The following is a 13,345-nucleotide window of genomic DNA, read 5'->3' as shown; positions in this document are numbered from 1 at the left end:
GGACTCTCACAACGCCCGCGGCCCCGCGAGCTGGCTGGCAAAGCAGCGCACGCCCGCGCGGGTGAGTGTCTCCACCACGGGTTCAGGTTCGAGGAAGAGGCCGATGACAGCGCCCCCGTCGCCGCCGGCCCCGGTGAGCTTGGCGCCCAGCGCTCCCAGCGCGCGCAGGCGGTACACCATGTCCTCCAATGAGGGGGAGGACAGCCCCAGGGCCGCCAGGAGACCGTGGTTGACGTTCATCGCGTCCCCCAGCGCCTCCAGGTCACCGGCCTCCACCGAGCGCGCGGCCTCGGCGGCCAGTCGGCCAATCTCCGTGAAGAGCCGCTTGTAGCGCTCCGGCCAACGCTTCTGCCGCTCGCGCAGCGCCCCCACCGTCACCTTCGTGGGGCTGCGCTCGCCGGCGAGCGCCACCAGCACCTTCAGCGCCCGAGGGCTCTTCACCACGCGAGCGCGGCCCGTCGCGGGGCTCGCGTCCAGCACGCGGCGATAGAGGATGAGCTGCTCCTCCGCGCTGGTGGTGTGGTCCACGCCCGAGGGCGTGCCGTGGAACTCCTGCTCCATCTCCCACGCCACGCGCGCCACGTCCTTGGGCTTCGCGGGAAGGGCCGCCGCCTGGAGCAGCAGCCGCGACGTGGCCACCGCCAGCGCCGCCGAGCTGCCCAGCCCCATGGACAAGGGCAGCTTGGGCTCCAGCGTCACCTTCACGGGCGGCTCACCCACCAGCTTCGCCGCGCGGGCGAAGGCCTGGGTGAGCAGCTTGCGCTGCGGCCGGGACAGCTCCGCCGGGAGCGAGAGCTGACACTTGCGCGCGGGCACGCCGCGCGCCGTCACCCCTTGAGAGAGCGGTCCCGCCAGGGCCGCGTGGCCGTACACCACGCTGTGCTCGCCCAGCAGGATGACCTTGCCAGCGCCGAAGGTGACGAAGGGAGTCGGTGCAGGAGCCATGGGCGCGCCCAGGTCAGCCAGTGGTTCCGGTGGCGGCCCGCGCCTCGTCGGCGGGAAGGCTCGCGAGGATCTCCCGCGCCTTCTCCACCTTCACGTGCCCGGCCTTCACCAGCAGGTTGGCAATCTTCTCCACCCAGTCCCCGCGCGCGCCCGCCGTCACCGCCACGCAGCGCGCGTGCAGGGCCATGTGGCCCTTCTGGATGCCCACCGAGCCCAGGGCCCGGAGCGCCGCGAAGTTCTGCGCCAGCCCCACCGCGGCGAACACCATGGACAGCTCGCGCACGCTGTTGGCGCGCAAGAGCTTCAGCGCCACCTGCACGCCCGGGTGGACCTTGATGGGCCCGCCCACCGTGCCCAGCGCCATGGGCAGCTCGATGCGGCCCACCAGGTGCCCCTCCTCCAGGTACCAGGAGGACAGTGGACGGTACTGACCATCCCGGCACGCGAAGGCATGCGCCCCGGCCTCGATGGCGCGCCAGTCCTGCCCCGTGGCGATGGCCACCGAGTCGATGCCGTTCATCACGCCCTTGTTGTGCGTGGCCGCGCGGTACGGATCCGCCTGCGCGAAGCGGCTGGCCTGCGCGATGCCCTCGGCGATGAGTTCGCCCGGCATCTCGAAGTCCGCCAGCATGGGCACGGGGATGCGGCACGTGGCGCGCGCCAGTCGGCGGTCCGCCAGGTTGGACAGGATGCGCAGGTACACCTTGCCGCCCGTCACCTGCTCGATGAGCGGTGCCACGCCCTCGGCCATCGTGTTGATGAGGTTGGCCCCCATCGCCTCCTGCGTGTCGATGATCAGGTGGACGATGAGCAGCGGCTCGCCGCGCGGGCCCTCGGGCGCCGGCAGCAGGCGGACCTCCACATCCCGGGCTCCACCGCCGCGCGCCACCATGCTCGGGTGGAAGCTGTTGGCCAGCGCGAGGATCTGCTCCTTGACGGCGAGGATCTTCTCGGTCGCCTCGTTCGGATCCCCGTACCGCGTCAGCTGCACCTGGCCGATCATCATCGAGTCGTCGGCCTCGCCGGTGAAGCCACCGGACTCGCGGACGATCTTCGCGGCGAACGACACGGCGGCGACGACGGACGGCTCCTCCACCGCCATGGGCACCAGGTAGTCGCGCCCGTTGACGGAGAGGTTCAGGCCCAGGCCCAACGGCAGGGAGAAGGTCCCCACCGCGTTCTCGATCATCTGGTTGGCCAGCCCCAGGTCGAGCCCCTCGACACCTCGCAACTGCGCCAAGTCCTCGGGCGTGAGCCGGAACATCCGGGCGAGCTGCGCATGGCGCTCCTCCAGCGGCAGCTTGTGGAACCCGGAGAGCCGGGACGTCACGGTGTCAGACATTGTCTTCCTTCCCACTGCGTCACGGCACCCCTCTACAGCGCCGCCATCCAATCCTTCAACTCTCCGAAAATCACCCGGGGTCGCTGCCGCAGTTCAGCGCAGCTTCTGCTGCCCGTCAGGACGAGCGCCTGCCGGAGCCCGGCGAGGATGACCTGGAGCGCCTCCTCGGCGCCCTCGAGTCCACCCGCCTGTTGCGCCCGGAACAGCGGCAGCGCCAGCCCACCCAGGTCCGCGCCCAGCGCGATGGCCTTGGCCACATCCAGCCCGGTGCGCAGCCCGCCGCTTCCCACCAGGCAGACGTCCGGGCCCACGGCGCGGCGCACGGTGGCGATCGCCGCCGCGGTGGGGATGCCCCAGCCGCTGAACTCGGCGCCCACCTGGGCCTGCACGCCCCGCGCGCGAAGCTGCTCCACCCGCACCCACGACGTGCCACCCAGTCCCGACACGTCGATGTTCCGCACGCCCAGCTCCGCGAGCCGCCGCGCGACCTCCGGGCCGATGCCGCACCCGGTCTCCTTCACGAGCAGCCGATTGCCGAACGCGCGCACCAGCCCCTCGACCACCGGGTAGCCGCCGCGAAAGTCGCGATCCCCCTCGGGCTGGGTGAGTTCCTGGCCCGCGTTGAGGTGCAGCGCCATGCCGTCCGCGCCAATGGCGTCCGCCAGCCGACGCACGCCGTCCACGCCCAGCCCCACCGCCTGGTACAGCCCGATGTTGCCCACCAGCGCCACGGTGGGCGCCACGTCGCGCACTTGATACGAGGCCGCGCGCGCCGTGTCCTCCGCCATGGCCCGCTGGCTGCCCACGCCGAACGCCAGCCCGTTGCGCTCGGCCAGGAGCGCCAGGTCCCGGTTCACGGCGCCCGCGCGCTCGGTGCCGCCCGTCATGCCCGTCACGAGCAGCGGGTAGCGCAGGCGCTTGCCCAGGAAGCTCGCCGACAGGTCCACCTCGTCCACCGCCAGCTCCGGCATGGCGCAGTGAACGAGCCGGACATCCTCCAAAAGGGTGCGGTTCTCGCGGGGCTCGACTTCACCGGTAGCGCAAAGGTCGAGGTGGGAATCCTTGCGCCTGGCCGTCGTGTCCTCGCCCATCTCGCTTGAGCCCGCCGCCCGGTTGGGGCCTGGAAGTGTCGCGTAAGTGCCCGAATGGGCGTGGGTTTCCTAGCAAGCGGGGGGGGCGGGGTGCAAGCCAAAGGGCCCGGGTGGTCGGCCGGTGGCCATGAATGGACGGAGCACGCCCGCGAACGGTATGAGCGGACCCCGTGAGCGTGCCCACACCCAAGGTCATCGTCTTCCTGCATAGCGGGGACTACGACCGCGTCCACCAGGGCCTGTCCATCGCCGCCGCGGCGGTGGCCATGGGCCGCCGCGTGGAGGTGTACCTGTTCTGGTGGGCCCTGGAGCGCTTCCTCCAGGATCGCCTGGACGAGCCGGACTTCGCCGGCCGAGAGGACATCTCCGACCGCTTCGAGGCGCGTCAGATGCCCACGGTGCGCGCGCTGCTGGAGCACGTGCGCGAGTCCGGGCTGGGCACCGTCGCGGGGTGCACGGGCTCGCTCGGCGCGCTGGGCTCCGAGCCGCAGGCCCAGGCCTCGGGCGTGGATGTCTGGCTGGGCTGGAGCGCCATCCTCCAGCGCACCGCGGGCGTCGTCGACCGTTTCTACCTCTGATGACCCGCCCGTGAGCCGCGGGAGACCCAGGGCCGCGCGCACCCGCTCGCATTGACGCTCCCCTGCCCCTGTTTACGTTCTCCGAAAGCCCTCCCTCGGGAGGCGAAAGGCACGGAGAGAGCCATGGCGAACGGGAGCACGGAGCAGGCGGCTCGGCGCGTGGACGGTCCGCCGCTGAAGGGAGGCGGCTGGCACCGCGTGGGCAACGCGCTCAAGACGACGGTGTTGCTGGCCGGCCTCACGGCGCTCGTGCTGCTCATCGGTCAGCGGCTGGGCGGCGCGCAGGGCCTGATGATGGCGGGCCTGTTCGCGGTGGTGATGAACTTCGGCTCGTACTGGTTCAGCGACCGCATCGCCCTGGCCATCCACGGCGCGCAGCCCATTCCCTATGAGCAGGCGCCCTGGCTGCACCAGCTGGTGGAGCGGCTGGCGGCGCGCGCGGGCATGCCCAAGCCCAAGGTCTATCTGTTGCCCACCGCGCAGCCCAACGCGTTCGCCACCGGACGCAACCCGAGCCACGCGGCGGTGGCGGTGACGGCGGGCATCCTCGACATCCTGGACCAGCGCGAGCTGGAGGGCGTGCTCGCGCACGAGCTGGGCCACGTGCGCAACCGCGACACGCTCATCGGCACGGTGGCGGCGACGCTCGCGGGCATCATCAGCTACGCGGCGCAGATGCTGTTCTGGTTCGGCGGCAGCATGCTCAGCCGCGGCGATGAGCGGGAAGGCGGGCTCGCGAGCACGCTGTCCAACCTGGGCCTGCTCCTCGTGGCGCCCCTGGCGGCCACGCTGCTGCAGCTCGCGGTGAGTCGCTCGCGCGAGTACGGCGCGGACGCCACGGGCGCGGAGCTGACGGGAGACCCCGACGCGCTGGCCAGCGCGCTGCTCAAGCTGGAGCGCGGCGCCGAGGCCATGCCCTACGACCGCGCGCCCGCCACGTCCCACCTCTTCATCGTCAACCCGCTGCACCACGGCGGGGTGATGTCGCTGTTCTCCACGCACCCGCCCATCCCCGAGCGCGTGCGGCGCCTGCGGGAGATGGGCGCGCGCCGAGGCGGGACGCGCGAGCGCGGCGGTTGGGAGTACGCGTACTGACGGGCCTTCAGCCCGCGAGCCCGGGAGCGACGGGCTCGCGGCTCGGCTCGGGAAGCGCATCGAAGCGCTCGAACGGGTTCTCCAGCATCTCGCGCATCGTGTTGGCGAGCACGCCCGCGTGGAACCCGTCGATGAAGCGGTGGTCGAACGTGGCGTTGATGTTCATCACCTTGCCCGGCACCACGCGGCCGTCCTCCACCACCGGCACCTCCTTCACCGCGCCCGGCGCGATGAAGATGGGCACGCGCGTGTACGGCGCGAGCGGCACGTAGGCGGTGTCCAAGCCCAGCGAGCCCACGTTGGTGATGATGGCCGAGCCGAACGCGTCCTTGGGCATCCCCAACCGGCGCAGGTCCAGGTTCAGCGTGTACATGAAGAAGGACAAGAGCCACGTGAAGGCGTTGAGGAACAGGTACGGGATGCGCTGCACCGTGCTCTTGCCCCGCTCCAGCGCCGCGTCGCGCCGCTCGCGCACCCGGCGCACGGCCTCCTCCAGGTCCGCGGCGATCTCCCGCAGGCTCTTCTTGTCCGCGTCCTCGATGCGCGCCGAGGTGAGGTCCACCTTCCCGTCGCCGTCGTCCGTCTGCACCACCAGCGTGGAGAGCGTCACCTGCTTGCGCAGGTAGATGCGGTTGAAGCGCAGGATGGCGTTGGCGTCCGGGCAGCGGTGCAGCGCCTCGGCCATCGCCTTCGTCACCAGGTGCGTCACCGTCAGCCGGATGCCCGTGCGCTGGCGGAAGGCCTCGATGTAGGCCATGGCCTTGTCCATGCGCACGGTGAGCGTGCCGTAGACGGTCGGGTCATACGCCGTCTTCCAGGTGCCGATCGCCAGCTTGCGGAAGCTCGACACGTCCCGCTTCGGAATCAGGTCCAGGTGCGCCATGGCCGCAGGCCCTCCTTGGGTGGCATGCACGGTGGGGCCCGCCAGTGTCGCGGCTCCTCGCTCACGAAGGAAAGGCCCTCGCGAGGCACTGACACCTGCCGCACCGCGACACGCACGCGGGCCTCGCCCACCGTCCCCCGTCCAACATGCGCGCCCCAGGCCCTCCCGGGGACCGAGGCGGGCGAGCACGGGCCCGGTCGCCCGCCGCCAGGACAGCAGAGGCCAGTTTCGGGTGTGCAGGCCCCCCTCCTCCAAGGCATAGAGAGCCCCCAGGGCGGGCGTCCGGCATCGGCCCCTTGACGGGCCGCGTTCGGGCGTTAGGCTGCCCCGCTTTTTGCATTCCGGAGGTTATTCTCGTGCTGGTTGCACTCATCCTCGTATCGATCGGGTTTGCCGTGACGCTCGGCATCCTGCTCTTCGGCGATCGCGGCTCGGCGGGCACAGGCCCGGCGTCCGTGTCGTCCCCCACTGTCCGTGGCGAGCTGGAGACTGAATCCAAGGCGCGCGCCAAGGCGGAGTCGGAGCTCCAGCGCAAGCAGAAGGAACTGGACGAACAGCGGGCCCAGCTCCAGGAGGTCAAGGAGCAGCTCAAGCAGAGCAAGCGCAAGCTCTTCGAGCAGCGCGAGGGTGAGAAGGGCAGCGAGGACCTGGTGAAGGCCCGCGCCGAGGTCGAGCGCAGCGCGAGCCAGCAGCTCGAGCGCACCCGCGAGGAGCTGGCCCACGCCCTGTCCGAGAACGCCCGCCTGCGCTCCGAGACGGAGTCCCGCGGTGGCCGTCGCCGTGACAATGCCCCGGCGCAGCCCGCCGCCACGCCCGCCCCGGCGCAGCCCGTCGCCGCCGCGCCCGCTCCGGAGGCCACCGAGGCCCCCGCCGCCGCGCCGCAGCCGACCCCGGCGCCCGCCGCCGAGCCCGTGCGCCGCTTCCGCGAGCTGAACGACGCGGACCGCGAGAAGATGGAGCGCCTGGAGACCGCGGCCAACAAGGACCGCAGCCGGGCCGTGGAGTTGGAGAAGGAAGTGCGCCGCGTCAAGGGTCGCGCGGACACCCAGCAGCGCATCTACGCCGCCACCAAGGGCGAGCTGGACCTGATGAAGGACAAGTACAAGGCGCTGGAGAAGCGCCTGAACCGGACGCTGCTGGAGCGTGACCTGATTCGCCGGGCCATCCGTGACCTGGAGAAGAAGACGGGCATGCTCGCCGAGCGCACGGAGCTGACGCCCGAGGAGATGGCCGCCAGCGACCAGCGCACCGAGGAGACCTCCCGCGTGCGCGCCGAGTCCGAGGCCCAGGCCGCCCAGGCCTCCGCCCCCACCGACGCGCCCCCGGAGACCGAGGCCAAGCCCGCGGAGACGGCGCCCAGCGCCTGATCCCCGGCCCCCCTCCCGGGTTGTCCCCCGCCCTCCGGCCCATTCGGCCGGGGGGCTTTTCATTTGCGGGCCCCTGGTGCGCACGGGAAAAGCGCCGGTGGCTGTGTATTGGAAGGTTTCACTCCTGGTAGCATGCGTGGCCGGTCGCAGGTGTCACGACAGGGGGAGCCTCATGGCCGCCACGCAGAATTCACCCGCGTTCTCGCTGCGGGTGGGGCCTCATGAAGCCGAAAAGCTGGTGGTCCATCGACTGGCGGGCCAGGAGGGCCTGAGCCGGCTCTACGACTTCACGGTCGACTTCGCGCCGTGGGCCGAGGGCCCGCTGGACGCGTCCGCCATGCCGGGCGCGGCGGCCCTGCTGACGGTGGAGCAGCCTCACGGAACTCCGCGCCACGTGCACGGGATGGTGTCCTCGGTGGAGGCGCTGGGCCAGCGCGGAGGGCGGTGGCGCTATCGCGCGCGCGTGGTGCCCACGCTCTGGCGACTGACGCAGGTGAGCCGCAGCCGCATCTTCCAGAACAAGTCCGTGCCGGACATCCTCAAGGCCGTGCTGGACGCCGCCAAGGTGGAGACGCGCGTCGCGCTCCAGGGCAGCTACGCGGCGCGCGAGTACTGCACGCAGTATCGCGAATCCGACTTCGCCTTCATCAGCCGGCTGATGGAGTGGGAGGGCATCTTCTACTTCTTCGAGCACACCGCGGATGGACACACGCTCGTGCTCGGCGACACGCCCAGCGCGCATCCCGAGCCCGCGGCGGGCGCCACCCTCCCGGTGCGCCCCAACGACCGGCGCGTGGAGTCCGGCGAGCACCTCGTCCAGCTCTCTCGCATCCACCGCCTGCGCCCCGGCGCGGTGCACCTCAAGGACTTCGACTTCGAGAAGCCCGCGCTGGACGTGTCCGGCAAGGCCACCCAGGCCGAGGGCGTCCCGGCCCTGGAGCTGTATGACTATCCCGGCGGCTACGTCGCGCCCGGCACCGGCAAGGCCACGGCGCGGGTGCGCGCGCAGGAGGCCGCGCAGTCGGCGCTGACGCTCGACGCCGAGGGCGTGTGTCCGCGCGCCACCGCGGGCCACCTGCTGGAGGTGGACGAGAGCGGCGGCACGCACGCGGGCCGCTACCTCGTCACGCAGGTGCTGCACCACGGCGAGCAGCAGGAGCGGTCGGGCAGCGCCGAGGCGCTCGGTGGCATCTACCGCAACCAGCTCCAGCTCCTCCCGGAGAACGTCCCCTTCCGGCCGCGGCGCCTCACGCCGCTGGCGCGCATCCCTGGCCTCCAGACGGCCACGGTGGTGGGCCCCGGCGGCGAGGAGATCCACACGGACACGCACGGCCGCATCAAGGTCCAGTTCCACTGGGACCGCGAGGCCCAGGGCGATGACCGGGCCTCGTGCTGGATGCGCACCAGCCAGGCCTGGGGCGGTCCCGCCTGGGGCGCGAGCTTCACGCCGCGCATCGGGCAGGAGGTGGTGGTGCGCTTCCTGGAGGGAGATCCGGATCGCCCCCTCGTCGCGGGCGCCGTCTACAACGGCAACAACCCCACGCCCTACGCGCTCCCGGACGAGAAGACCAAGAGCACCAACAAGAGCGCGTCCAGCAAGGGCAGCCAGGGCTTCAACGAGCTGCGCTTCGAGGACGCCAAGGGCTCCGAGGAGGTCTTCCACCACGCGCAGAAGGACCAGAAGCTCGTCACGGAGAACGACAAGGAGCAGGAGGTGCGCGCCTACGAGGCCCTGCTCGTGAAGAAGGACCGCAAGCGCACCATCGACGGCAACCAGTTCCTCTCCGTCACCAAGGACGACGTGGGCATCGTCGAGGGCAACCAGACGCTGCTCGTCCAGCAGAACCGCACGTCCGCCACCCAGGGCAGCCACAGCGAGGCGGTGGAGGGCAACCAGACCATCACCGTCGCGGGCACCGAGCGCGTCGACACGAGCCTGGCCTCCACGATGAACGTGGGCGCCGCGCGCGCGATGACGATTGGCGGGGGCTACGTGGTCAACGTCGCGCTCGCGATGAACGAGGCGACGGGCGGACTGCGCAGCCTGCAGATTGGCGGCGCGGCCACGGAGTTCGTCGTCGGCACCAAGCAGGAGACGGTGGAGAAGGACTTCTCCCGCAAGGTGGGCTCGGACTTCGTCACCGAGGTGAAGGGCGCGCTCAACCAGACGCTGGGCAAGGACCTCAACGAAAAGGCCGGCGGCGACTCGCAGCTCAAGGTGGTGGAGCTGCTGTCGTGGATGGCCAAGACGTTCAAGGTGGAAGCCGAGCTGTTCACCCTCACCGTGGGGGAACACCTCATCCTGAGCGTGGAGAAGTCCGGCAACGTCCAGCTCTACGCCGAGAAGCTCACGCTCGATGGCAAGGAAGTGAAGATCAAGGGCAGCAAGGTGAAGCTGGAGGCCGCGGGCTCGCTCAAGTCCAAGAAGCAGAAGTTCAAGGACATCCAGAAGCTGGAGGACGCGAAGCCAGGCCCCATGTCCGTGCAGATGAAGGGGCAGGACGGCAAGTCGCTCGCCAACGTGAAGTACGAGATGGAGCTACCGGACGGCACCGTGCGCAAGGGCACGCTCGATGGCAGCGGCAAGGCCGAGCTGAAAGACGTCCCCCCGGGCAACTGCCGCATGTCCTTCCCCGACCTGGACGCAGGCGTCTCCAAGAGCTGAGGGCACCATGAAGAACTATACCGTGCAGGACGGCGACACGCCCCACGGCCTCGCCTCGCTCTTCGGGTTCAAGGACTGGAAGAGCATCTACGAGCACAAGGCCAATGAGGCGCTGCGCGGCAAGCGCGGCCCCAACGAAATCCAACCCGGCGACTCCGTCACCATCCCGGACGCGTTCATCGAGCTGCCCAGCGGCTCCAGCGCGACGTTGTTGGCCTCGGAGAAGCTGCCGCTCGCGCCCGTCATCATCGACGCGCACATGCACATCATGAGCGGCAACTGCACGCCGTTCCCGGTGGCCTACTACACGCAAATCGAGCCGCGCATGGGCGGATTCCTGTCGCCAGCGAGCTCGCGCAGTGCCCTCAACAAGGTTGGCAAAATCTTCAGCTTCTTCATGCCGTTCCTCGGCTGGTCCCCGCGCCACACGCTGAAGATTGGCGAGGATACCGTCGACCAGAACGACAGCGTGCCTGCCGTGTTCCGCAAGATGGACACCGTGAAGGAGCTGCGCGACTCGCGGCCGTCCTTCCTGGGCATCTCCATCGTGCTGACCATGGACATGGACCTGTGCCAGCTCGATGGCTACAAGGGGCAGACCGTCTACTCGGAGCAGCCGGTCAAAGGCAGCACGAAGAAGATCTACACGTACAGCACGCGGTTGACGGCCGACGTGAACGAGCGACCCGACGAGGGTGCGGCGCACCCCGCGGAGTGGGGCTTGTTCGAGCAGTGGAGCGCGCAGCTGTTGGCCACGAAGACGGCCTGCGCCGAGCACCCGCTGCGCCTCATCCCCATGTACCACTACGAGCCGCGCCGCTACTCGAAGTGGACGGGGCAGGAGAAGTCCTTCACGGAAGCGGCGCTCGCGCCCAACTGGGACCGGCCCTTCTCGGAGCTGGCCACGGAGTCGCAAGCGGGCATGTTCGCCGGCTTCAAGATGTACACGTCGCAGGCGTATCAGCCCATCGACCCGCACGTGCCCAGCCTGGCGAAGTTCTTCGCGCGGTGCGCGCAGGAGGGCGTGCCCATCATGACCCACTGCACGCCGTCCGGGCACTTCACGCATGATCGCCGGCTCTACATCGAGCTGGACCCCGCGGCCGCCGACACGCTCAGCCAGGCGGACAAGGACGCCTACCAGGACGGGCGCAAGAAGCGCGACGCGTACCTGGATGCCCAGGCCGTCCACAAGGAGAAGGAGAAGGCCTTCAAGGACTACTGCTCGGAGAAGGGCCTGGCGCTGAACCCGTACCTGTACCAGCAGCACAGCATGCTCGCGGCCGACATGGGCGTGATGCTCCCCGCCGAGTACTGGAAGCACTACGGCGAATACGAAGACGCGCGCACGGCCCTGGAAGACACGGGCGAGGACTACGAGCGCGTCGCGCGCGCGCTGCGCAACCACGAGGAAATCTCCGCGCGCTACAAGCGGGCGGGCGGAGACCTGGCGAAGATGGAGCAGGATCCGCCCCTGCGCTTGAAGTACTTCAAGGAGAAACACCTGCATCCGGAGGCGTGGCGCCCGCTCCTGGAGAAGCACCCGAAGCTCAAGCTGTGCCTGGCGCACTTCGCCTCGGACACGTGCCTGTGGTCGCACTACCTCAAGGACGAGAACGCGAAGTGCCGCGACCTGGATGACGTCGAGTACGAGAAGAACTGGGTGACGTCCATCGTGGACCTCTGCGACAAGTTCGAGAACTTCTACACGGACCTGTCGTACCTGCCGCTCCTGGAGCCGCTGACCCCCTACCCCGCCCGCTCCAAGCAGGAGGAGAAGGCGCTGCGGAAGATGGTGAAGGACAAGAAGCTGCCGCTCATGTGGCAGGGGCTCGCCAAGGCGTGCAAGGCGAACAAGAACATGCTGACGAAGATCATGTTCGGCAGCGACTGGTACATGATCCTCGCGTCCAAGAAGAGCTACTCGAAGTGGTACCAGGAGACCATCGAGGGGCTGTCCTACGTGGAGAAGGAGCTGAACCTCCCGCGCAAGGTGAACCTCTTCTACCAGTTCGCGGTGGTGAACCCGATGCGCTTCTACCGGCTGCCGCTCATCGCGGACAACCTCAAGGCGGGCATCGAGGCCTTCGTCAACGAGGCCCCCCTGAGCGAGGAGGAGAAGGAGGAGCGCTTCTCCCAGACGTCCGAGCGGATGACGCGCAACTACCCCATCCTGAAGAACCTCGCGGCGGTGCTCGAGAAGGTGGAGAGCGCGGCGGGAGACGACAAGGGGAAGCTGTACTTGGATCAGGTCCGCTTCGTGAACGTGGTGCCCACGTCGTGAACGTCTCCTCGGAGCCCTCCGCATGCCTTCCGCACCCCTGACGCTGGGCCAGAGCGTGCCCTTCCCCACCCAGGCGAAGCGCTACGCCTTGCCGGTGACAGCCGAGCAGCTCGCGCTGGTGATGCCCACGCCCCGCCCGGGCTGCGCGGCCGCCATCCTCTTCGACGAGACGCTGCGCCTCCTGGAGCTGGGCGAGTCCTCCGCGCAGCTCACCAAGGTCGAGCGCGGCTATCTGCCGCAGGTATCCGGCGGCAGCCTGCAAGGCATCACGCCGGCGGTGCTCCCCGACACGTGCGCGTACCTGCAGACGCGGCTGCTCGTCATCTACGACCTGGCCAAGCGCCAACATCAGCTCCACCTGGCGGCGGACACGATGGAGGAGACGCCGATGACCGCGCGGTGGCTCTCCGTGGAGCCTCGGCGCATCGCGGTGCTGGTGCGCGACCTCACGAACTACCTGGACACGGGCAAGGCGGACTTCCGCCTGCGGGTGCTCGACCTGAGCGGGCTGGAGGCCGAGACGGTGGGCCAGCTCGACATGGGCACCGACGGCGGTTTCGTCTGGGACGCGGGCCATGGCGTGCTGGTGCTGCGCAAGGACAACCAGGTGCAGGTGCTCGGGCCCACGCTGAAGGGCCCGGTGGACCATCCGCTGCCGCGCGCGCTCGCGGGACTCCTGTCCGCCAGCATGCGGTTGGATCGCCTGCGGCTGCACCCCACGCGCCCGCTCGCGATCTTCACCGTGGCGGGCCTCACTCCGGCGGACAAGGACGTGGGCGGACTGTGGCGCGCCACCTGGGACGAGCGTGAGGCGAAGCTGGAGCCACTGGCGCGCCTGTCCCCCTTGGAGCGCGTGAAGCTGGGCGAGTTCTCTCCCGACGGCGGATGGATCTTCTACACGCAGACGGAGCCCGGGCCCGCGCGGCTCTACGCCCAGCAGGTCATGGACACGGTGGGGCCGCCGCACCTGCTCGGGCCGCTGGAGGATGTGAAGACGCTCGTGTGGACGCGCGCGCCGCTGGCGCTGGCGGCCCTCTCCACGCGCCAGCAGCAGATCACCCGCTGGGCCTTCCCGAAGTGAGGCCCCGTCCCCGT

General features: G+C 69.9%; 10 protein-coding genes. 6 read left to right on the top strand and 4 right to left on the bottom strand.

Going from position 1 to position 13,345, the window contains the following annotated elements:
- Positions 1 to 6: 6 nt before the first annotated feature.
- The 3 genes from mvk to JGU66_14595 are packed head-to-tail and all read right to left on the bottom strand — an operon-like array spanning position 7 to position 3,378.
- Positions 7 to 945, bottom strand: a complete 939-nt coding sequence (gene mvk, locus JGU66_14605) for a mevalonate kinase (GenBank protein MBJ6762003.1) — start codon at positions 943 to 945, stop codon at positions 7 to 9.
- Between the two features lie 13 nt (positions 946 to 958).
- On the bottom strand, positions 959 to 2,287 hold the full coding sequence (locus JGU66_14600; GenBank protein MBJ6762002.1) for a hydroxymethylglutaryl-CoA reductase, degradative: 1,329 nt from the start codon (positions 2,285 to 2,287) through the stop codon (positions 959 to 961).
- Between the two features lie 32 nt (positions 2,288 to 2,319).
- Positions 2,320 to 3,378, bottom strand: coding sequence for a type 2 isopentenyl-diphosphate Delta-isomerase (locus tag JGU66_14595; GenBank protein MBJ6762001.1), 1,059 nt, complete (start codon positions 3,376 to 3,378; stop codon positions 2,320 to 2,322).
- A 170-nt stretch (positions 3,379 to 3,548) separates the two neighbouring features.
- On the opposite strand from JGU66_14595, the gene JGU66_14590 reads away from it, so the two are divergent.
- The gene (locus JGU66_14590; GenBank protein ID MBJ6762000.1) at positions 3,549 to 3,956 is read left to right on the top strand and encodes a hypothetical protein; all 408 of its coding nucleotides are present in this window, start codon (positions 3,549 to 3,551) and stop codon (positions 3,954 to 3,956) included.
- Between the two features lie 174 nt (positions 3,957 to 4,130).
- Complete coding sequence (locus tag JGU66_14585) at positions 4,131 to 5,051, top strand: zinc metalloprotease HtpX (protein ID MBJ6761999.1); 921 nt, start codon at positions 4,131 to 4,133, stop codon at positions 5,049 to 5,051.
- A 7-nt stretch (positions 5,052 to 5,058) separates the two neighbouring features.
- Here the strand turns inward: JGU66_14585 and JGU66_14580 are convergent, their stop codons facing one another.
- Positions 5,059 to 5,934 carry a 2-oxo acid dehydrogenase subunit E2 gene (locus tag JGU66_14580; GenBank protein ID MBJ6761998.1) on the bottom strand — a complete coding sequence of 292 codons (876 nt, stop codon included), beginning with the start codon at positions 5,932 to 5,934 and terminating at the stop codon, positions 5,059 to 5,061.
- Positions 5,935 to 6,290: 356 nt separating this feature from the next.
- On the opposite strand from JGU66_14580, the gene JGU66_14575 reads away from it, so the two are divergent.
- The 4 genes from JGU66_14575 to JGU66_14560 all read left to right on the top strand — a co-directional run bounded on the left by JGU66_14575 (position 6,291) and on the right by JGU66_14560 (position 13,331).
- Positions 6,291 to 7,301 (top strand): cell envelope biogenesis protein TolA, encoded by a 1,011-nt coding sequence (locus tag JGU66_14575; GenBank protein MBJ6761997.1) that lies wholly within the window; start codon positions 6,291 to 6,293, stop codon positions 7,299 to 7,301.
- Between the two features lie 172 nt (positions 7,302 to 7,473).
- Positions 7,474 to 9,966, top strand: a complete 2,493-nt coding sequence (gene tssI, locus JGU66_14570) for a type VI secretion system tip protein VgrG (GenBank protein MBJ6761996.1) — start codon at positions 7,474 to 7,476, stop codon at positions 9,964 to 9,966.
- A gap of 7 nt (positions 9,967 to 9,973) precedes the next feature.
- Complete coding sequence (locus JGU66_14565) at positions 9,974 to 12,250, top strand: hypothetical protein (GenBank protein MBJ6761995.1); 2,277 nt, start codon at positions 9,974 to 9,976, stop codon at positions 12,248 to 12,250.
- 22 nt (positions 12,251 to 12,272) lie between these two features.
- On the top strand, positions 12,273 to 13,331 hold the full coding sequence (locus JGU66_14560; protein MBJ6761994.1) for a hypothetical protein: 1,059 nt from the start codon (positions 12,273 to 12,275) through the stop codon (positions 13,329 to 13,331).
- Positions 13,332 to 13,345 lie beyond the last annotated feature (14 nt).

The sequence above is a fragment of the Myxococcaceae bacterium JPH2 genome (genome assembly GCA_016458225.1).
In the GTDB taxonomy this organism is placed as follows: domain Bacteria; phylum Myxococcota; class Myxococcia; order Myxococcales; family Myxococcaceae; genus Citreicoccus.
Note: the sequence above shows the minus strand (reverse complement) of the source record. Positions and strands in the feature narration are given on the sequence as shown.

Coding starts and splice junctions, on each gene's coding strand:
- mvk (MBJ6762003.1), bottom strand. CDS start 945: ATGGCTCCTGCACCGACTCCCTTCGTCACCTTCGGCGCTGGCAAGGTC.
- JGU66_14600 (MBJ6762002.1), bottom strand. CDS start 2,287: ATGTCTGACACCGTGACGTCCCGGCTCTCCGGGTTCCACAAGCTGCCG.
- JGU66_14595 (MBJ6762001.1), bottom strand. CDS start 3,378: ATGGGCGAGGACACGACGGCCAGGCGCAAGGATTCCCACCTCGACCTT.
- JGU66_14580 (MBJ6761998.1), bottom strand. CDS start 5,934: ATGGCGCACCTGGACCTGATTCCGAAGCGGGACGTGTCGAGCTTCCGC.
- tssI (MBJ6761996.1), top strand. CDS start 7,474: ATGGCCGCCACGCAGAATTCACCCGCGTTCTCGCTGCGGGTGGGGCCT.
- JGU66_14565 (MBJ6761995.1), top strand. CDS start 9,974: ATGAAGAACTATACCGTGCAGGACGGCGACACGCCCCACGGCCTCGCC.
- JGU66_14560 (MBJ6761994.1), top strand. CDS start 12,273: ATGCCTTCCGCACCCCTGACGCTGGGCCAGAGCGTGCCCTTCCCCACC.